We start from the raw sequence: 19,556 nt of genomic DNA on the forward strand, positions 1-19,556 counted from the left end.
TAAAGGAATTCTCCGTACTAGGGTGCGGCGGAGAAGGTTAGTTCCAGGCGGCGCGAGGGGAGAAGTGGCGTGAACAGGTGGAAGCGGCTGGCCCCGGTCACTGCCATGGTGGCCTCGGCCGCGATGGTGCTGACCGGTTGTGGAGGCTCCGGCGACGACGCGGCCGACGACAGCAAGCTCACGGTCTGGATGATGGGCGAGGGCGGGGACGCGCAGAACTCCTTCCTCGACGGGGTCGAGGCCGAGTTCCGCCAGAAGCACCCCGACACCGACGTGGTCGTGCAGTACATCCCCTGGTTGGAGGCGCCCAAGAAGTTCCAGGCCGCGCTCGCCGGCGGTGAGGGGCCGGACATCACCGAACTGGGCAACACCGAGACCCAGGGTTGGGCCGCCCAGGAGGCGCTCGCCGACGTGAGTGGTCGGATGGGTGGCTGGGCCGACGGCAAGGATCTGCTGCCTGACCTGGTGCGCAACGCGCAGCTCGACGGCAAGCAGTACGGCGTGCCCTGGTACGCGGGTGTGCGCGCCATCTACTACCGCACCGACTGGTTCGCCGAGGCCGGCGTGCAGCCCCCGAAGACCTGGGACGACCTGGTCACGGTGGCCAAGGCGGTGCAGGCGAAGAAGAAGGGCACCTACGGCATCGCGCTGCCCGGCAACTCCGAGCTGCCCTTCTACTCCTTCCTCTGGGGCGCGGGCGGCGAGATCGCCAGCAACCAGGGCGGCACCTGGAAGTCCGGCTACACCACGCCCGAGGCGCAGCGGGCCGTCAAGTTCTGGACCGACCTGGTGACCGTGCACAAGGTCGCACCGCCGGCCGCCGCGGGTTGGAACGAGATCGACGCGCGTACCCAGTTCGCCACCGGCAAGGCCGCGATGGCCTTCGCCGGTAGCTGGCAGCAGGGCGCCATCAAGAAGGACAACCCCGAGATCGAGAAGGTCTGGGGTACGTTCCCGATCCCCAGCCCGGACGGCAAGGCGGCGCCCGGTTTCGCGGGCGGCTCGGACGTGGCGATCTGGAAGGACAGCGAGCGGCAGGACCTTGCCTGGGACTACCTGACCGTGCTGCTGAACAAGAAGAACGCGCAGAGCTTCGCGAGCAGCCTCGGCTTCTTCCCCGTCTACCAGGATCTGGTCTCTGGTGACGCGTACGCGAACGACAAGGTGATGGCGGCGTTCGCCACCACCATGCAGAACACCAAGCTCACGCCGCTCACCCCGAAGTGGGTGGAGGTCAGCCGGACGAAGACGGTGACCCAGGCGATGAACAGCTCGGTCATGAAGGGTCAGAAGACGGTCGAGAAGGCTACCGCCGACGCGGCCGGTGAGATGGAAGGCATCTTGAACAGCAAGTGAGCTCACAGACCAAAAACCCGGAGACGGCCGTCGCGCGGGAGACCCCCGTGCGGCGGCGTCGCCGGGTGGACCGCCTGCCCTACCTGCTGCTCCTGCCCGCCCTGCTGATCATCGGGGTGCTGCTGCTCTGGCCGCTCGGCCAGGTGGTGGTGATGTCCTTCTACCGGCTGAACAGCGTCCGGCAACTGCGCGGCGATCGCGACTGGCCGTGGGTGGGGCTCGGCAACTACACCGACATCCTCTCCGACCCGTTCTTCCTGACCGTGCTGCGCAACACGGTTCTGTTCGCCGCGGCGAACGTGCTGCTCACGATGGTGCTCGGCACCCTGGTGGGGTTGCTGCTCAACCGGCTCGGTCGCAAGATGGCGACGTTCGTGGCCAGCTGCGTGATGCTCGCCTGGGCCACGCCCGCGCTGACCGGCACCATCGTCTGGAAGTGGATCTTCGACGACACGAGCGGCCTGGTCACGTGGCTGTTCAACGCGTTGCCGGACGGGCTCTCGAACGGCCTGTTCGGGCGCAGCGACTGGACCGGCTACGGCTGGTTCAACTCGCCTCTGCTCTTCTTCGCCATCCTCACCCTGGTGGTGGTCTGGCACTCGTTCCCGTTCATCGCGGTGAGTGTGCTGGCCGGTCTCAAGAGCGTGCCGAGTGAGCTGCACGAGGCGGCCCGGGTGGACGGCGCCAGCCCGTGGCGGGTCTTCTGGAAGATCACCTTCCCGTTGCTGCGCCCGGTCTTCGGAATCCTGATCGTGCTCTCCACGATCTGGGACTTCAAGGTCTTCACCCAGCAGTTCGTGCTGGCCGGCGGCACCCAGGACCGGCCGACGTTCATGCTCGCCATCTACTCGTACGCCGAAGCCTTCTCTCCGCCGCCGAAGTACGGGCTCGGCGCGGCCATCGCGGTGATCCTCACGCTGATCCTGCTCGTGGTCACCGGCTTCTACGTACGGATGGTGCTCAGGCAGGAGGACGAGTCGTGAAGAAGGTCGCTCTCAACGGCGCCGGGCTGCTGGTCGCGCTCTTCGCGGCGTTCCCGGTCTACTGGATGATCTCCACCTCGTTGAAGCCGAGCAACGAGATCTTCTCGGCCACCCCGCAGCCGGTGCCCACCCATCCGACGTTGACGCACTACCGGGAGATCCTGACCGGCAACCTGATCCCCGGCGTCAGCTTCCTCGATTTCTTCCTCAACAGCGCGCTGGTGGCCGTCTCCACTGTGGTGCTCAGCGGTCTGGTGGCGTTGCTCGCCGCGACAGCGGTGGCCCGGTTCCGGTTCCGGCTGCGGACCAGCTTCCTGATCATGCTGCTGGTGGTGCAGATGATCCCGCTGGAGGCGTTGGTCATCCCGCTGTTCCTGATGATCCAGCGGCTGGGGCTCTACAACACCCTGCCCAGCCTGATCCTCACGTACCTCGGTTTCTCGCTGCCGTTCGCGGTCTGGATGCTGCGCGGCTTCGTCGCCGCGGTGCCGAAGGAACTGGAGGAGGCGGCGGCGATCGACGGGGCCAGCCGGGCCCAGACCTTCCGCCGGGTGCTCTTCCCGCTGGTCGCCCCCGGCCTGGTGGCCACCAGCATCTTCTCCTTCATCACGGCGTGGAACGAGCTGATCTTCGCGTTGACGTTCATCAACGACCAGGGCAGCTACACCCTGCCGGTCGCGATGACCTTCTTCTTCGGTCGGGACGACACCAACTGGGGCCCGGTGATGGCCGCGTCCACCCTGTTCACCCTGCCGGTCATCATCTTCTTCCTGCTGGTGCAGCGTCGGATGGTCTCCGGCCTGGTGGCCGGCGCCGTCAAGGGCTGACCCCAGGACGGCCCGACGCCCGCGCGGGCCTACGCGCGGACCGCTGATGCCGGTGCCGACCCCCCGCGCCGGACGGGCTGAGCGGCGTCGGGCCGCCGCTAGGCTGACGGTCATGACGGGCAGGGTGGCAGCGGTGAACCTCGGCATCGTGACCGAGGCGGGGTGGGCGGGCGACGCGAGCGGCCGCAGCGGCATCGACAAGCGGCCGGTCGACGGCCCGGTGTCGCTGCTCACCGGCGGCCTGGCGGGCGACTTCATCGGCGAGCGGGCCCATCACGGTGGTCCTGACCAGGCGGTCTACGCCTACGCCGAGGAGGACGCCGCCTGGTGGGTGGCCGAACTGGGCCGCGCCATCCCGCCCGGCGGCTTCGGCGAGAACCTGACCACCTACGCGGTCGACGTGACGGGCGCGGTGATCGGCGAGCAGTGGCAGGTCGGGTCGGCCCTGCTCCAGGTCACCAAGCCGCGCACCCCCTGCACCACCTTCGCCGGGTTCTGGGGCGTACCGGATCTGATCAAGCGGTTCACGGTCCGGGCGTCGCCCGGGGCCTACCTGCGGGTTCTGCGCGAGGGGGAGGTCGGCGCGGGCGACCCGGTCGAGGTGGTGGACCGACCCGCGCACGGTGTGACCATCGGCGAGGTGTTCCGGGCGACCAGCCTGGAGCCGGAGTTGTTGCCTCGGCTGCTCGACGCGGAGGGCCTGCCGGAGCCGATCCGGGAGAAGGTCCGCCGGCGGCTGAGGCGCTGACCGTCACCGACGCGACGCTCAGCGCACCAGGACGTCCTCGACGGGGCGGAGAGGGCTGCCCACCCGGCAGGCGGCCCTCCAGGAACGTCGGGCCGGGCGGCGGACTTGCCCGTATTGTCCCCAACGGGGGCGTGCGGCGGGGACCGGGTGGAGCGCGATGTCGATGGCAACGGAGGGCGGTGCCGCAGCGGCGTCACCCACCGATCCGGACTTCAAGCGTCCGGCGTTCCTGGAACTCTTCTTCGACCTGGTCTACGTCTTCGCGCTTGTCACCTTGGCGACCACGTTGGCCGAGAACCTGACCTGGACCGGCGCCGCCGAGACGCTGGTGCTGCTGCTCGCGTTCACGATGATCTGGGCGTTGACCGTGTGGGGGGCGGACAGCCTCGACCTGGAACGCCCGTCCGGGCAAGGGCAGCTCATCTGGGTGGCGGCGGCCAGCCTGCTGTTGGCCGCGGCCGCGGCCGATGCGTATGGCGATCACGCGCTGCTCTTCGCGGTCACGTACGTGCTCATCCACGCCAGCACCTCCGTCTACTACTCCCTTGTCGCCCCGAGCAGGACCCTGCTTCCCAGCATCATCCGGATCCAGATCTGGGAGGGCGTCGCCGGTGTCGGCTGGATCGGTGGGGCGCTCGTCGGAGGCTCGGGCCAGTTGCCGATCTGGGCCCTCGCGGTCGTCGTCGAATACTCGGCGGCCGGGTTCGGCTGGCCGGTGCCGAGGATCGGGCACTCACGAGCGCGCGACTGGCGGCTGGCCGGGGGACGGGTGGCCGAGCGTTACCGGCAGTTCGTCATCGTCGCGCTCGGTGTCTCGATCTTCGTGACCGGAACGACCTTCAGCATGAGCGAGTACACGATGGAACGGGCCTGGGCGCTGGCGGTGGTGTTCGGCACGGTGGTGCTGATGTGGCGGATCTACATCTACCGGGCGGGTGAGCTGCTGACCGAGGCGATCGCCCGGTCGTCCAACCCGGGGCTGCTCACCCAGTCCGCCGCGGTCACCCATCTGATCATGGTGGCCGGAATCGTCGGCGCGGCGGTCACCAGTCACCTCGTGGTGAGCCGCCCATGGGGCGAGACCCCGCCGTCGTGGGCTGCGGTAATCCTCGGTGGTCCCGCGTTGTACCTGGTCGGTCGGGGCGTACTCGACTTCACCGTGTTCGGGCGAATCTCGCGGTCCCGGTCGGCCGGGCTGGTGCTGCTGGCGTGCGTGGCGCCGGCCACGCCCCTGCTGCCGCCGGTGCTTGTCGCGCTGCTCGCCATGACAGTGCTGGCGCTGATCGCCGCGGCGAACCTGGTGAGCACCCGGCAACACGCACGTACGCCGGCGCCGCCGATGCTGCGCTGACTCGGTACGACCCTCGCGGACGGCCCTTCATCGTGCTGGCGCGGTGGCCCCGACCGGGCGGCCGCGCGCGGCCAGCCCTTCCCCGACCAGAGTGATCAGCAGGACCAGGTTCGCCAACACCAGGCCGGTCAGGGGCGGGAGCAGGAGTGTGGCGGGTGCCATCAGGGCACACAACGCCACGATCGCCAGCACCCGGGACCAGAGGATCCGGCCGGTCACCACGGCATCGAACAGGACGCTGCCGAGCAGGAACAGGATCGGTCCGCCGAGGGTGGCGACCATCAGCTCGACCGGGTCGTGGCCGGACGGCCGGTCGATGATTATCGAGGTGCTGGTCGAGACCAACACCACCCCGGCGACCATGACCAGATGGCTGTACGAGGTGGAGGTGCCGGAGCGGACCCGTTCTACAGATGCGACGCTAGGTGGCGCCAGGATCCGCTGGACCCGCTGGAAGTAGAGCTGGAACAGCAGGACCGCGCTGACGAACGCGACAGCGGCGGTGGCCACCGCGCCGGCCGTGAATCCGCTGCCGGCCAGCCCCGTGCCGGTGCTCAGGATCAACTCGCCGAGCGCGACGATGAAGATCGCCCGGTGCCGCTCGGAGAGATGCACCCCGGTGAAGATCTGGCTGGCGAGCTCGGTGCGCCCCAGCCCCGGCGTCGGCCAGCCGGCCCGGGCCGAGCCGAGGTCGACTGCCACCGCGAGCGACCAGAGCACCAGTCGAGCGGTCTCGTCCACGAACACTCCGGCCACCCAGGGTGTCACGGTGACGCCGAACCAGAAGAACACCCGGATGCTCCTGGCCTGGATCGGCCGGTTCACTCGGGTGCCGGGGATCAGGACGGCGTCCCGGACCAGGTGAATGCCGAAGTACGCCGCGACGAAGAGCCACCCGTAACGGCCGAAGGCGTACGGCGTCGCGATCGCCATCAGCAGGGTGCCGAGCATGACCAGCAGGACGGTCGCCTGGATGATCGGCAGTCGGGGGTTGAACAGGTCGGTGAGCCACGCGGTCAGGACCCAGACCCACCAGGCGGCCAGCAGCAGGACGGCGGTCTGCGCCGCACCCCGGACGGTGAGGTGCTCGGCCAGGCTGGCGGCGAGCCGGGAGAACATGAAGATGTAGATCAGGTCGAAGAAGAGTTCCAGGAAGGTCGGGTACTCCGGCTCGCCGCGGCGGCGGAGGATCCGGGGGAGCGGAGCGGACGTCACTGCGGCTGCCTCCTGTGCCACCCCGCGCCCTGGACGGCGGCGCCGCGCCCAACTCCGCGCACCCGCCACGCTACCGACAGTGCGGTGGCCGGTGGCCCGTAACGCGCTCTCCGGGAGCGGACGTGGAACGGCCCCCTGCCATCGTTCAGCGGTGGCAGAGGGCCGTTCTACGAGCAGGGGATCAGCGGAGCCAGGGGATGTTGCGGTCGAGCAGACCGCGCTCCTTGAGCTCCTTGCGCAGCGGGATCTCGTCGTCGACGTACCCGTCCCAGTTGATGCCCCAGTAGTTGGCGGTGTGGGTGCCCTCACCGATCAGCTGGCGCTGCACGGGGGTGCGGTTGCGGTACCACTCGCCGTTCAGGTCGGGGTGCAGCTCGTCCAGCGGACGGATCCACCGGTAGGTGTAGCCGACGAAGAGCATCTTGCGGGTGATTGTCGACAGGTTCGTCGACCGGGAGTGCCACTGCCGACGGTCGAAGATGAAGGCGTCGCCCGGGTTGGCGGTGATCTCCACCGTGCCCTCCGGGTCGGGGTTCTGCACCGTGAGGTCCGCCGGCCGGGGCAGCGAGTTCTTCAGGTGGCTGCCCGGGATGACCTTGGTAGCGCCGCGGCCGGTCTCGGAGAGATCCGACAGCACGTACGCGACCTTCAGCGAGAACATCGGCCGGGGCAGGTTTGGGTCCATCGTCTCCGGGTCGGAGTTCTGCCGGTACCCGTCCTGGTGCCAACCCCAGTACGGCTTCTCCGGCTCGGCGGCCGGAGGGGTCACGTCCAGGTGGTTGTGGTGGGTGTAGATGTTCCAGCCGGCCAGCCCCCACATGTACGGGAAGGCGATCGGGTGGGTCAGCAGCTCACCGAAGAGCTCGTCGCGCTCCAGGAAGCCCAGCAGGTGCAGGGTGCCGTCCTTCTTGGTGGTGCCCTTCGCCTGCTCCTCCGCGTAGACGCGGTCGACCGCCGCCTCCAGCGCCGCCCGGTGGTCCTCCGTCAGGACGTTGCGCAGCAGGAGGAAGCCCTGCTCGTGGAACTCCTTGCGGTCAGTGTCGCTGATCGGTTCGTAACCGGTCCGGTCGCCGTAATCGAACACCGCGTCGTACCCCTCCCCATGAGGTGAAACCTTTTCTGGCACAGGCCGCCGATCGTAACGCGGTGGTCCAGGCGTCGGGGAGGGCGTGGTGCGGGATTTGGCCGCAGTGGGACCCCACGCAGCGAGAGAAACGCACAGAGTGAGATCGAGGTGATCAATAGCTCGATTTGATGTTCATTGCCCGATTGTGCGGTGACTGCCGGTTAAGAGATCCGGGTCGGTCAACCCTCGTTGAACACCTCGGCCACGACCTGGCCGGCGGGGCTCTGCGGGCCGTCCACCCGGTCCCACGAGCCGCCGCGGGCGGTCCACTCCAGGTCGCCGAAGCGGACCCGCTTCACACCGTGGTCCTGGGCGTGCGACACCAGCCAGTGCGCATAGCGCCAGCCGTCGCGTTGGTCGCCCGGAGTCACCGCCAACCCGGTCGGGTTGGTCGGGTCGGTGCCCTTCAACCCCCAGTCCAGCACGAGGTTGCGGGTAAGTTGCGCGGCCGCCGCCGCGCCGTGCATCACCGGGGTGCGCCCCACCGTGCAGGCGACCGCGCCGCTTGCGTCGCCCATCAGGGCCCGGCTGAGCACCTCGGAGTCGTCGGCCCACTTCTGGTACGCCTCGGGGAACGCCGAGCGCTGCACCCGCTGGGCGGCATCGGTGACGCGCATCTTCTCCCAGCCGCGCACCTTCTTGAGCGCCGCGTAGAACCGGTTGGCCGCGTAGCGCGGGTCGCGGATCTGCGCCGGGGTGCCCCAGCCCTGGCTCGGTCGCTGCTGGAACAGGCCGACCGAGTCGCGGTCACCGTCGGCGAGGTTGCGCAGCCCGGACTCCTGGTAGGCGGTGGCGAGCGCGACCACGACGGCCCGCTCGGGCATTCCGCGCTTCGCGCCGATCGCCGCGATGGTCGCCGCGTTGGCCATCTGGTCGGCGTCCAGCGCGACCCTTCCGTCGGCCTGCACTGTGCACTTCCGTGCCACCAGCGGCAACGTGAGGTTGTCGCCGACCTGCCGTACGACGAGCCAGATCGCGATCACGGCGACGAGGATGAGCACCACTCCACCCGCCACGGTTGCCCGAGTTCGCACCCACACCCCCAGATCGACAGTCTGCCAAGCGTACGTCCCCGCAGGGCGTCTCCGGGTCGTCCGAGCGGTTCGGGCCCACCGTGGCCGACTCCGACCAGTTCGGGGTCAGCTCCGCTGTCGCGTGCCGGTTGGCGACGTTCCCGCTCCGGTCGCGATCTCACCTGCCGCCGCGTTCTGTCTCCGGCCCGGCGCAGGGCTGTCGTGAGCGTCACCCGGTAAGCCGTAACGGGAAGCGATTGACCGGTCAAGGACTTAGCCCTGTTGACATGTCAATCCGACCTACCACCCATAGCCGGGCGCGTTGGTCCCGAACGAGGAGGACTTCCATGGGAACGCTCGATGGCAAGGTCGTGCTGATCACCGGCACCGGCGGTGGTCTGGGCCGCGTCGCGGCGCTGACCTTCGCACGCGAGGGCGCGAAGGTCGTCGGGGCCGACCTCCAGGTCGCCGGTAACGACGAGACTGTCGAACTCGTCCGCCGCGCCGGCGGGGAGATGACCGGCATCGCGCCGGTCGACCTCACCGACCCCGAGCAGGTACGCAAGCTCGTCGACGACGCTGCCGCCGCCTACGGCGGGCTCGACGTGGTCTACAACAACGCGGCCGCGCTCCGCTTCGGCCCGATGCCCGACTTCTCGGTGCGGGACTGGCGCTACACCATCACCGGCGAACTCGACATTCCGTACTTCGTGTCGAAGTTCGCCTGGCCGCACCTGGTCCGGCGCGGTGGCGGCGTCATCATCAGCGCCGCCTCCATGGCCGGGATGATCGGCGGCCACGTCCCGCCGATGGTCGGTCACACCGCCGCGAACGCCGGCATCATCGGCATGACGCGACAGCTCGCGCTCGAAGGCGCGCCCCACGGGATCCGCGCGGTGGCGGTCAGCCCCGGGCCCACCCTCACCCCGGCCAGCGAACGCGACCTCGGTGACAACCAGGAGGCGCGGGACGCCATCACCGCCAAGACGCTCCTCAAGCGCTTCGCGCGTCCCGAGGAGGTCGTCGAGCTGGTGGTCTTCCTCGCGTCCGACCGGGCGTCGTACATCACCGGGGCGAACTACCCGGTCGACGGCGGCGCGACCGCCTGGTGACCCGGCCTTGGGGCGCCGCCGCTCCCGGTGGCGCCCCGGCCGTCAGCCGTCGATAGCGGGCACCCAGCGCGCGGGTCGACGTTCGCGGAACGCGGTGACCCCTTCGCGCCCCTCGTCGGACAGGAAGTAGCCGGTCGAGACGGCGGACAGCCGGGCCAGGTCGGCGCGCAACTCGGCGGTACCTGGTCGGCGCAGCAACTCCTTCGCGCCGGCCAACGCCCCAGGTGCCCCGCGCACCAACGAGTCGCAGTAGCCCCGTACCGCGTCGTCCAGCCCGTCCGCCGGGACCGAGGCCGTGACCAGGCCGATCTCGGCGGCGCGGCGACCGTCGAAGGTGTCCCCGGTCAGGTACAGCTCGGCGGCGGCGCGGGGGTGCAGCCGGGGCAGCACGGTCGCCGAGATCACCGCCGGGATCACCCCGATGCGTACCTCGGTGAATGCGAAGGTCGCCTCGTCGGCGCAGACCGCCAGGTCGGCGGCGGCGATCAGGCCCAGCCCACCGGCCCGCGCCGGCCCGCCGACCCGGGCCAGCACCGGCTTCGGGCACTCCCAGAGCGCCGCGAGCACGTCGCCCAGCATCCCGGCCGGCACCGTCCCGCTGGCGTACGCCGCGGCGGTCTCCTTCAGGTCCGCGCCGGAGCAGAAGACCGGGCCGGTGTGGTCGAGCACGATCACTCGGACCGCCTCGTCGGCCACCGCGTCCGCCAGTCCGGCCAGCAGTTGGGTCATCAGGCCGGTGGAGAGCGCGTTGCGGTTGTGCGGGCTGTTCAGGGTGAGGGTGGTCACCCCACGGGCCGTGGCGACCCGCACGAGGACGTCGGGAGAGGTCATGCCGGGCACACTAGTGGCCATGCCCGGCGTCCTTCCAGATGGTGAGACCGTCCCCGTCGACGGATCGTTGCCCGCCACCGCCACCGCTGCGGTCGGCGCGCGCGGCTTCGGCGTGTACGTGCACGTCCCGTTCTGCGCGAGCCGCTGCGGCTACTGCGACTTCAACACCTACACCGCCTCCGAACTGGGCGGTGGCGCGAGCCGCGAGGGGTACGCCGACACCGTCCTGGCCGAGCTGACGCTGGCCGCCCGGGTGCTCGGCGACAACCCGCCGCCCCGGGTCGACACCGTCTTCGTCGGCGGGGGCACGCCCACCCTGCTCCCCGCCGACGACCTGGCCCGCATCCTCGACGGCATCGACCGCACCTGGGGGCTGGCCGCCGACGCCGAGGTGACCACCGAGGCCAACCCCGAGTCGGTCACCCCGGAATCGTTGAAGCTGCTGCGGGCCGCCGGCTACACCCGGATCTCGCTGGGCATGCAGTCCGCCTCCCCGGGGGTGTTGGCGATCCTGGATCGCAAACACAGCGCCGGCCGGGCCACCGCCGCCGCCCTGGAGGCGCGCGACGCCGGGTTCGAGCACGTCAACCTGGATCTGATCTACGGCACCCCGGGGGAGCGGGCCGAGGACTTCGCCGCCTCGCTGGAGCAGGTCGTGGCCGCCGGAGTGGACCACGTCAGCGCGTACGCCCTGATCGTCGAGGACGGCACCCGGCTCGCGGCCCGGATGCGGCGCGGCGAGCTGGCGTACCCCAGTGACGACGTGGCCGCGGACCGCTACCTGGCCGCGGAGGCCGCGCTCGACGCGGCCGGGCTCTCCTGGTACGAGGTCTCCAACTGGGCCAGTACCGAGGAGGCCCGCTGCCGGCACAACCTGCTCTACTGGACCGGCGCGGACTGGTGGGGGCTGGGGCCGGGGGCGCACAGCCACGTCGGTGGGGTGCGCTGGTGGAACGTGAAACACCCCTCGGCGTACGCCCAGCGGTTGGCCGCCGGCGCGTCTCCCGGGCTGGCCCGGGAGGTGCTCACTGTCGACGAGGCGCACATGGAGGACGTGATGCTCCGGCTGCGGCTGGCCAGCGGCCTCCCGCTGGCGGTGCTCGACGCCACCGGCCGGGCCGGCGCCGAGCGGGCGCTGGCCGACGGGCTGCTGGCCGCCGACGAGTACGCCGCCGGCCGGGCGGTGCTCACCCTGCGCGGGCGGTTGCTCGCCGACGCGGTCGTCCGCGACCTGCTGCCCTGAGTGGCCCGCTGCCCCCGGACCGGGGGCAGCGGTGTTCCAGACCGGCCGGGGGAGCGGCCGGCCCGGCTCACTTGATGAAGTTGGCAGTCATCGGGTAGCGGTACGGGGTGCCCTCGTTGGCCTTCACGCCGGCGATGATCCCGAACAGGATCTGGATCACCACGACGGCGATGCTGGGCAGGAAGAGCAGGCACCAGCTCACGAAGAGCAGCACGAACGCGATGACCGACCAGAGGATCTGGAAGTTCAGGGCGGCGAGGGCCTGCGCCCGGACGGTCGGCGACTGCTGGCCGCGGGTCAGGTAGGCGATGAGCGGGGCGACGAAGCCCAGCGGACCGAAGCTGACCAGCGCGCCGAGGGCGCCGCCGAAGTGCGCGACGAGCGACCAGGTCTTGTCCTCGTTGTTGGCGTAGCCGCCACCGGGGCCGCCGTATGCCCCACCGGCCGGGTAACCGCCGGGTGGGGGATAGCCCCCGGGCGGCGGATAGCCGCCTGCCGGAGGGTAGCCGCCTGACGGCGGTTGGTCACCGGTGGGCGGCGGATAGCCACCGGCCGGGGGATAGCCGGCCGGGCCGGGTGCCCCGGACAGTGGTGCGGTGGGCGGCTCGGACGACGGGAACGGGCCTGGGGAGGTGGGCTCCGGCGGGTAGTTGCCGGGGTCGCCCGACCCGGGAGGGCGAGGAGGTTCAGTCATGGATGTCACGGTAAGGGCCGGTGGCAACGCCGCACCAGAGCGACACCGCCCCGCCGTGCGGGCCGATCAGCCCAATGGGGTGGCATGGGCCGCACCGACAGGTGGTCGTTGATCATCGCGTCGGCGGGCCTGCCGACGTAGACTGGCACTCGTTACAGTCGAGTGCCAGGACGGCCCGGCCGGCCCACGGCGCCGGCGGCCGACGTGCGACAGGAGGTGCGGAGGATGGGTCTCGACGACCGGAAACTCGCAGTGCTCCGCGCCATCGTCGAAGACTACGTCTCCACCCAGGAGCCGGTCGGCAGCAAGGCGCTGGTCGAGCGGCACCAGCTCGGGGTCTCCCCGGCCACGGTCCGCAACGACATGGCCGTGCTGGAGGAGGAGGGCTACATCCGGCAGCCGCACACAAGTGCCGGCCGGGTGCCCACCGACCGCGGCTACCGCCTCTTCGTCGACAGGTTGTCCCGGGTCAAGCCGCTCAGCCCGGCCGAGCGCCGGGCCATCGAGCGCTTCCTGGTCGGTGCTGTCGACCTCGACGACGTGGTGCACCGCACGGTTCGCCTGCTCGCCCAGCTGACCCGTCAGGTCGCCGTCGTGCAGTACCCGAGCCTGGCCCGTTCCTCGGTGCGTCACCTGGAGCTGGTGCCGATCTCCACGACCCGGCTGATGCTCGTCATGATCGCGGACACCGGGCGGGTGGAGCAGCGGCTCGTGGAGCTGCCCGGCCCGGTGCCCGCCGACGACGTCACCGACCTGCGCCGACTGATCAACGAGAAGCTCGCCAACGCCCGGCTGTCCGAGACGCCACCGTTGGTGCAGGCGCTGGTCGAGGAAGCGCCGACCGGGCTGCGCCCGACCATGACCACGCTCGCCACCGTCCTGCTGGAGACACTTGTCGAGCGGCACGAGGAACGGATCGCGCTCGCCGGCACCGCCAACCTCACCCGGGGTGGCCTGCTCGACTTCCAGGGCTCCCTGCGGCCGATCCTCGAGGCCCTGGAGGAGGAGGTCGTGCTGCTCAAGCTCATCGGTGAGACCGAGCCCAGCACGACCCGGGTGCTGATCGGCGACGAGAACGAGTTCGACAACCTGCGCGCCGCCTCGGTGGTCAGCACCGGGTACGGCCCGGGTGCCACGATCGTCGGCGGCCTGGGGGTGCTGGGGCCCACCCGGATGGACTACCCCGGCAACATCGCCACGGTGCGCGCCGTGGCACGCTACGTGGGCGAGTTGCTGGCCCAGAACTGATTGGTCAGGGCCGATGCGGCCGGCTGCGGCCGCCGACCGGCGCAACGCGAGACGAACATGAGGACACGGAACGCAGTGGCCAGGGACTACTACGGCATTCTCGGTGTGAGCCGGGAAGCCTCCGATGACGAGATCAAGCGCGCCTACCGCAAGCTGGCGCGCCAGTTCCACCCGGACGTCAATCCGGACCCGGAGGCTCAGGAGAAGTTCAAGGACATCAACGCCGCGTACGAGGTCCTCTCGGACGACCGGAAGCGGCAGATCGTCGACCTGGGTGGCGACCCGCTCGCCCCGGGTGGCGGCGGCGCCGGAGGTCCGGGCGGCCCCGGAGGCGCCGGTCCGTTCGTCGGTTTCCAGGACATCATGGACGCGTTCTTCGGCGGTGCGGGAGGTGGCGCCCGTGGCCCACGGCCGCGTACCCGCCCGGGCGCCGACGCGATCCTGCGACTCGAACTCGACCTGCACGAGACGGCGTTCGGCGTGGAAGCCCCGATCACCGTTGACACCGCTGTGCTCTGCACCACCTGCTCGGGCGCCGGCACGGCCGCCGGCACGCACCTGGCGACCTGCGAGGCGTGCGGCGGCCGGGGCGAGGTGCAGTCGGTGCAGCGCACCTTCCTCGGCCAGGTGGTCTCCGCCCGGCCGTGCACCGTGTGCCAGGGCTACGGCACCACCATCCCGCACCCCTGCCCCACCTGCGCCGGCGACGGTCGGGTTCGTACCCGCCGCTCGCTGACCGTCAAGATCCCGGCCGGCGTCGAGGACGGCATGCGGATCCGGCTGGCCCAGCAGGGCGAGGTCGGCCCCGGTGGCGGCACCGCCGGTGACCTCTACGTGGAGATCCACGAGCGCCCGCACGACGTGTACTCCCGCAAGGGCGACGACCTGCACTGCCGGGTCACCGTGCCGATGACGGCGGCGGCGCTGGGCACCCGGCTGACCATCAAGACGCTGGACAGCGAGGAGACCGTCGACGTCAAGGCCGGCACCCAGCCGGCCAGCACGCTACGACTGCGCGCCCGGGGCGTGCCGCACCTGCGCGGCACCGGCCGAGGCGACCTCTACGTGCACCTGGACGTGCGGACTCCCACCAAGCTCGACCCGGACCAGGAGAAGATGCTGCGCGACTTCGCCAAGACCCGTGGTGAGGAGGTCGCCGAGCTGTCCAAGCAGGGCGGCTTCTTCTCCCGGATGCGCGACGCGTTCAACGGGCACGCCTGAGGTGTCCGCTCCGCTCTTCCTGGTCGAGGCGCTGCCCACCGGCGACGCGCTGACCCTGGACGGCCCGGAGGGGCACCACGCCGCCACCGTGCAGCGGCTGCGCGTCGGCGAGGAGTTGCTGCTCGCCGACGGGCGGGGTGGCACGGCCGCCGCCGTGGTCACGGCCGTCGGCAGGGGCACCCTTGAGGTCACCATCACCTCCCGGGGGTACGCGGACGCGCCGGTCCCCCGGATCGCGGTGGTGCAGGGCATCGCCAAGGGCGACCGGGGCGAGCTGGCCGTGCAGGCGATGACCGAGGTCGGGGTGGACGAGATCGTGCCCTGGGCGGCCTCACGTTCGGTGGCCCAGTGGCGCGGCGACCGGGGCGTACGCGCCCGGGAGAAGTGGGTGGCCACCGCCCGGGAGGCGGCCAAGCAGGCCCGCCGGCCGTGGCTGCCGGTGGTGGCCGGTGCGCCGGACGAGTCCACAGCCACTGTGGCCCGCCGGATCGCCGGTGCCGCCGCCGGGTTCGTGCTGCACGAGGAGGCCGAAGACCGGCTCACCACCGCCGAGCTGCCCTCCACCGGTGAGATCGTCCTGGTGGTCGGCCCGGAGGGTGGCATCGCCCCGGCCGAGCTGACCGCCTTCGCCGAGGCCGGCGGGCGACCCGTACGCCTCGGGCCGGCTGTGCTGCGCACCTCCACCGCCGGGGTGGCGGCCCTCAGCGTGCTAGCCACCCGCCTCAACCGCTGGTAGCCCCACGCCGCGCGTCCTCATCGAGATCTTGGAAGGAAACGGCCCCTCCAGGGGCGCTTTCTTTCCAAGATCTTGTCGGAGTCGGCTTCAGCTGCGCAGGTAGGAGGCGCCGTTGAGGTCGACGATCGTGCCGGAGGCCCATTCGGCCTGTGGTGAGGCCAGCCAGTGCACGGCGGCGGCGATCTCCTCCGGTTGGCCCACCCGGTCGAACGGGCTCTGCGCCCGGATGGCCGCGCCCCGCTCGCCGCGCAGGTGCTCGGTGGTCATGTCGGTCGCCACGAAGCCCGGTGCGACGGTGGCGACAGTGATGCCGTACGGCGCGAGCGCCACGGCGAGGGACTGGCCCAGCGCGTTCAGCCCCGCCTTGCTGGCGCCGTACGCCGGCTGCTCCGGCTCGCCGCGGAACGCGCCACGGGACGAGACGTTGACGATCCGCCCGCCGCGTTCGCGCATGTGCTGGGCGGCGCACCAGGTGACGTTGCCGGCGCCGGTCAGGTTGGTCTCCAGCACCTGCCGCCAGCGCTGCTGCCACTGCTCGTACGAGGTGCCGAAGATCGGGTGCGGGTCGTCGCGGTCGCCGTACGTCCCGGCGTTGTTGACGAGCACGTCCAACCCGCCGAGCAGCTCGGCGGCCCGGTCGACCATGGCCCGGACCGCGTCCGGATCGGTGAGGTCGGCGCGGACCACCACGTGCCCGTCGCCGGGCAGCTGCGCGCGTAGCTCCTCGGCCGCGTCGGCGGAGTCGCGGTGGTGGATGGCCACCCGGTCGCCGCCGGCCGCGAACGCCTTCGCCACCGCGCGGCCGATCCCGCGCGAGGCCCCGGTCACCAGTACCGCCCGATCCGTCATGCCGGCCATCCTGCCTCAGCCGCACCCGGTGTCCTTACACTGCCCCGATGGGATCCGACTGCCTGTTCTGCCGCATCGTCGCCGGGGAGATCCCGGCCACAGTGGTCCGGGAGACCGACACCACCCTCGCCTTCCGCGACATCGATCCGAAGGCGCCGGTGCACGTCCTGGTCATTCCGAAGGAGCACTACGCCGACGTCGCCACCCTCGCCCAGGGTGACCCGGCGCTGGCCGCCGACGTGCTGGCGACGGCCGCCGCCGTGGCCGAGGACGAGGGCCTGCTCGGCGACGGTTTCCGGCTGATGTTCAACACCGGCGCGTACGGCGGGCAGGAGGTGTTCCACGCGCACGCGCACCTGCTCGGTGGTGCGCCGCTCGGCCCGATGCTCGCCCGGAACCTCGCGTGACCCTAGGTGCGGCGCCCGACGTCCGGGCGGATGAGCACCTGGGGCGGTTGGTCCGGCGGGTGCAGGCCGAAGCCCGGGTGCCGGCGGTGTCGGCGGCGCTGCACCGGGCCGACCGGCCGCTCTGGAGCTGCACCGTCGGTGCGACCGGCACCGACAGCCCGTTGGGGCCGGGCACCCAGTTCCGGATCGGCTCGGTCACCAAGACGTTCACCGCGGTGCTGGTCCTGCAGTGCCGCGACGACGGCCTGCTGGACCTGGACGACCCGGTGGGCCGGCACCTGGACCTCCCGGCGCACGGCGAGCTGACCGTACGCCGGTTGCTGTCGCACACCGCTGGCCTGCAACGTGAGCCGTTCGGCGATATCTGGGACAGTCTGCGCGTACCGGACGCCGACCAACTGGTCGCGGAGCTGGACCGGGCCGAGCGGGTGCTGCCGACCGGCCGGCGGTTCCACTACTCCAACCTGGGTGTGGCCGTGCTCGGCCAACTCGTCGGCCGGCTCCGCGGCGGAGGCTGGGCCCAGGCACTCACCGAGCGGATCCTGACGCCGCTGGGGCTGACCGACACCACAGTGACCCCACGGCCGACGGCGGCGACCGGTTTCCTGGTCGACGCGTACTCCGACGAGGCGCACCCGGAGCCGCCGACCGACTTCGGCGCGGTCGGCCCGGCCGCCCAGCTCTGGAGCACAGCGACCGACATGGCCCGCTGGGCGGCGTTCCTGGCCGACCCGGCGGCGCTGGACCCGGCCGGCGCGGTCCTCGCCCCGGCCACCCTGGACGAGATGCGCTGGCCGCTGACCACCACCGACGAGACGCTCTGGGGCGCGGGCTTCGGGCTCGGGCTGATCCTGATCCCACAGGGGGAACGGGTGATGCACGTGGGACACGACGGGGCGATGCCCGGATTCCTCGCCGGGGTGTACGGCCGCCGCGGAGGCGACGGCACGGCCGGCGCGATGGGCGCCGCCGTGCTCGGCTCGTCCGGCACGGCGACCGAACTGTTCGACCTGTCGCACCGGTTGCTCGCCGCGGCGGTCGAGCACGACCCGGCCGAGATCGAGCCCTGGCGACCCGGCGCACCCGCGCCGGCGACCCTGCGGGGTGCGCTCGGCCGTTGGTGGGGCGAGGGCTCCGAGTACGTCTTCTCCTGGCACGACGGCACCCTGCGGGCGCGCGGGGTCGGTGACCCGGCCGGACGGCCGCCGGCGATCTTCACCCCGTCGCCGGACCAGCCGGACGTGTTCCGCGTGGTCTCCGGTCGGGAGGTCGGCGAGCTGCTGCGGCTGACCCGGGACGAGGCCGGCGCGGTGGTCCGGATGCACTGGGCGACGTACCGGTTCACCCGCCACCAGGAGACCTTCGACAGGTACGACTTCCGGGCCGGGAGTTGATCGCGGCCAGCGGAAATGGGCGAGATGCGGCAGGCGTTGAACCGATACGATGGGTGTAACGTCCGCACGCCAGGCCAGCAGGCCGGCGCCGAGATCGAGAGCAGGTGGCGCAGGGCCCTTCGGCCCAACCTATGACCGGCACCCCACCTCCCGGCCCGCCCCGGGTGCAGACCAAGATCACCGTGCCCGACCCGAAGATCATGGTCAATCTGCTCGGCGCAGGCGACGAGATCCTCAGACTCGTCGAACGCTCGGTCACCAGTGACGTGCACGTCCGCGGCAACGAGATCACCATCACCGGTGACCCTGCGGACAATGCCCTCGCCGAGCGGGTCTTCAGCGAGCTCCTCGAACTCATCGAGAAAGGCGAGACCCTGACCAGTGACGCCGTCCGGCGTACCGTCGGCATGCTCGAAGAGGGCAGCGCCGAGCGGCCCGCCGAGGTCCTGACACTCAACATCCTCTCCCGGCGCGGGCGCACCATCCGCCCCAAGACACTCGGGCAGAAGAAGTACGTCGACGCGATCGACACCCACACCATCGTCTTCGGCATCGGCCCGGCCGGCACCGGAAAGACCTACCTGGCGATGGCGAAGGCCGTCCAGGCGTTGCAGGCCAAGCAGGTCAACCGGATCATCCTCACCCGGCCGGCGGTCGAGGCGGGCGAGCGACTGGGCTTCCTGCCCGGCACGCTCAACGACAAGATCGACCCGTACCTGCGCCCGCTCTACGACGCGCTGCACGAGATGCTCGACCCGGAGACGATCCCGAAGCTGATGGCCCAGGGGACGATCGAGGTCGCCCCGCTGGCCTACATGCGGGGCCGTACGCTCTCTGACGCGTTCATCATCCTGGACGAGGCGCAGAACACGACGCCCGAGCAGATGAAGATGTTCCTCACCCGACTCGGCTTCAACTCCAAGATCGTCGTCACCGGTGACATCACCCAGGTGGACCTTCCCGGCGGGACGAGCAGCGGCCTGCGGGTGGTTCGGGAGATCCTGGAAAACGTCGAGGATGTGCACTTCTCCCAGTTGTCCAGCTCCGACGTGGTCCGCCACCAGCTGGTCGGGGAGATCGTCGACGCGTACGCCCGCTGGGACGCCGAGCGGGAGAACCAGCAGGCGCAGGGCGTTCACGCCGTGCCTGGGCGACCCGCCCAGGGCGGCCGGGCCGGCCGCCGCCGCTAAAGCAGAGGAAAG

The 19,556-nt window shown here is 71.0% G+C and carries 19 protein-coding genes; 13 read left to right on the top strand and 6 right to left on the bottom strand.

Annotated features, from left to right (window positions below; all coding sequences use genetic code 11):
• Nucleotides 1-69 precede the first annotated feature (69 nt).
• From IW248_RS32470 to IW248_RS32490, 5 genes are all read left to right on the top strand, one after another.
• Nucleotides 70-1,356, top strand: coding sequence for a sugar ABC transporter substrate-binding protein (locus tag IW248_RS32470; RefSeq protein WP_196929930.1), 1,287 nt, complete (start codon nt 70-72; stop codon nt 1,354-1,356).
• Nucleotides 1,353-2,339: a carbohydrate ABC transporter permease gene (locus IW248_RS33355; protein WP_196929931.1), complete on the top strand. Its 987-nt coding sequence runs from the start codon at nt 1,353-1,355 to the stop codon at nt 2,337-2,339. Before IW248_RS32470 ends, IW248_RS33355 begins: the two co-directional genes overlap by 4 nt.
• On the top strand, nt 2,336-3,166 hold the full coding sequence (locus tag IW248_RS32480; RefSeq protein ID WP_196929932.1) for a carbohydrate ABC transporter permease: 831 nt from the start codon (nt 2,336-2,338) through the stop codon (nt 3,164-3,166). The genes IW248_RS33355 and IW248_RS32480 overlap by 4 nt, the downstream gene beginning before the upstream one ends.
• Before the next feature lie 112 nt (nt 3,167-3,278).
• On the top strand, nt 3,279-3,914 hold the full coding sequence (locus IW248_RS32485) for an MOSC domain-containing protein (protein ID WP_124820446.1): 636 nt from the start codon (nt 3,279-3,281) through the stop codon (nt 3,912-3,914).
• 157 nt (nt 3,915-4,071) lie between these two features.
• Nucleotides 4,072-5,265: a low temperature requirement protein A gene (locus IW248_RS32490; RefSeq protein WP_196929933.1), complete on the top strand. Its 1,194-nt coding sequence runs from the start codon at nt 4,072-4,074 to the stop codon at nt 5,263-5,265.
• A 27-nt stretch (nt 5,266-5,292) separates the two neighbouring features.
• Here IW248_RS32490 and IW248_RS32495 read toward each other — a convergent pair whose 3' ends face one another.
• The 3 genes from IW248_RS32495 to IW248_RS32505 form a co-directional block, all read right to left on the bottom strand.
• The gene (locus tag IW248_RS32495) at nt 5,293-6,480 is read right to left on the bottom strand and encodes a low temperature requirement protein A (RefSeq protein ID WP_196929934.1); all 1,188 of its coding nucleotides are present in this window, start codon (nt 6,478-6,480) and stop codon (nt 5,293-5,295) included.
• Nucleotides 6,481-6,661: 181 nt separating this feature from the next.
• Nucleotides 6,662-7,564 (bottom strand): phytanoyl-CoA dioxygenase family protein, encoded by a 903-nt coding sequence (locus IW248_RS32500; RefSeq protein ID WP_124820442.1) that lies wholly within the window; start codon nt 7,562-7,564, stop codon nt 6,662-6,664.
• 221 nt (nt 7,565-7,785) lie between these two features.
• Nucleotides 7,786-8,646: a hypothetical protein gene (locus tag IW248_RS32505; RefSeq protein WP_196929935.1), complete on the bottom strand. Its 861-nt coding sequence runs from the start codon at nt 8,644-8,646 to the stop codon at nt 7,786-7,788.
• A gap of 320 nt (nt 8,647-8,966) precedes the next feature.
• Between IW248_RS32505 and IW248_RS32510 the strand changes: the two genes are divergently transcribed.
• Nucleotides 8,967-9,731 carry an SDR family NAD(P)-dependent oxidoreductase gene (locus tag IW248_RS32510; RefSeq protein WP_196929936.1) on the top strand — a complete coding sequence of 255 codons (765 nt, stop codon included), beginning with the start codon at nt 8,967-8,969 and terminating at the stop codon, nt 9,729-9,731.
• 42 nt (nt 9,732-9,773) lie between these two features.
• Here IW248_RS32510 and IW248_RS32515 read toward each other — a convergent pair whose 3' ends face one another.
• Nucleotides 9,774-10,562, bottom strand: coding sequence for an enoyl-CoA hydratase-related protein (locus IW248_RS32515; protein WP_196929937.1), 789 nt, complete (start codon nt 10,560-10,562; stop codon nt 9,774-9,776).
• A 19-nt stretch (nt 10,563-10,581) separates the two neighbouring features.
• Between IW248_RS32515 and hemW the strand changes: the two genes are divergently transcribed.
• Nucleotides 10,582-11,805, top strand: coding sequence for a radical SAM family heme chaperone HemW (gene hemW / locus IW248_RS32520; protein ID WP_196930459.1), 1,224 nt, complete (start codon nt 10,582-10,584; stop codon nt 11,803-11,805).
• A gap of 67 nt (nt 11,806-11,872) precedes the next feature.
• On the opposite strand, the gene IW248_RS32525 is transcribed toward hemW, so the two are convergent.
• The gene (locus IW248_RS32525; RefSeq protein ID WP_196929938.1) at nt 11,873-12,499 is read right to left on the bottom strand and encodes a DUF4870 domain-containing protein; all 627 of its coding nucleotides are present in this window, start codon (nt 12,497-12,499) and stop codon (nt 11,873-11,875) included.
• A gap of 225 nt (nt 12,500-12,724) precedes the next feature.
• Between IW248_RS32525 and hrcA the strand changes: the two genes are divergently transcribed.
• From hrcA to IW248_RS32540, 3 genes are all read left to right on the top strand, one after another.
• Nucleotides 12,725-13,747: a heat-inducible transcriptional repressor HrcA gene (gene hrcA / locus IW248_RS32530; protein WP_112588271.1), complete on the top strand. Its 1,023-nt coding sequence runs from the start codon at nt 12,725-12,727 to the stop codon at nt 13,745-13,747.
• Between the two features lie 75 nt (nt 13,748-13,822).
• The gene (gene dnaJ / locus IW248_RS32535) at nt 13,823-14,968 is read left to right on the top strand and encodes a molecular chaperone DnaJ (RefSeq protein ID WP_181518639.1); all 1,146 of its coding nucleotides are present in this window, start codon (nt 13,823-13,825) and stop codon (nt 14,966-14,968) included.
• 1 nt (nt 14,969) lies between these two features.
• A complete protein-coding gene (locus IW248_RS32540) occupies nt 14,970-15,704 on the top strand; it encodes a 16S rRNA (uracil(1498)-N(3))-methyltransferase (RefSeq protein ID WP_196929939.1) in 735 nt (244 codons plus the stop codon).
• 87 nt (nt 15,705-15,791) lie between these two features.
• Here IW248_RS32540 and IW248_RS32545 read toward each other — a convergent pair whose 3' ends face one another.
• The gene (locus IW248_RS32545) at nt 15,792-16,553 is read right to left on the bottom strand and encodes an SDR family NAD(P)-dependent oxidoreductase (protein WP_196929940.1); all 762 of its coding nucleotides are present in this window, start codon (nt 16,551-16,553) and stop codon (nt 15,792-15,794) included.
• Nucleotides 16,554-16,600: 47 nt separating this feature from the next.
• Between IW248_RS32545 and IW248_RS32550 the strand changes: the two genes are divergently transcribed.
• The 3 genes from IW248_RS32550 to IW248_RS32560 all read left to right on the top strand — a co-directional run bounded on the left by IW248_RS32550 (nt 16,601) and on the right by IW248_RS32560 (nt 19,544).
• Entirely contained in the window at nt 16,601-16,960 is a 360-nt protein-coding gene (locus IW248_RS32550) for a histidine triad nucleotide-binding protein (RefSeq protein ID WP_196929941.1), read from the top strand.
• Nucleotides 16,957-18,354: a serine hydrolase domain-containing protein gene (locus tag IW248_RS32555; protein ID WP_196929942.1), complete on the top strand. Its 1,398-nt coding sequence runs from the start codon at nt 16,957-16,959 to the stop codon at nt 18,352-18,354. Before IW248_RS32550 ends, IW248_RS32555 begins: the two co-directional genes overlap by 4 nt.
• Before the next feature lie 131 nt (nt 18,355-18,485).
• Entirely contained in the window at nt 18,486-19,544 is a 1,059-nt protein-coding gene (locus IW248_RS32560) for a PhoH family protein (protein WP_196929943.1), read from the top strand.
• The last annotated feature ends 12 nt before the right edge of the window (nt 19,545-19,556 follow it).

Source organism: Micromonospora ureilytica (assembly GCF_015751765.1).
Taxonomy (GTDB): Bacteria; Actinomycetota; Actinomycetes; order Mycobacteriales; family Micromonosporaceae; genus Micromonospora; species Micromonospora ureilytica.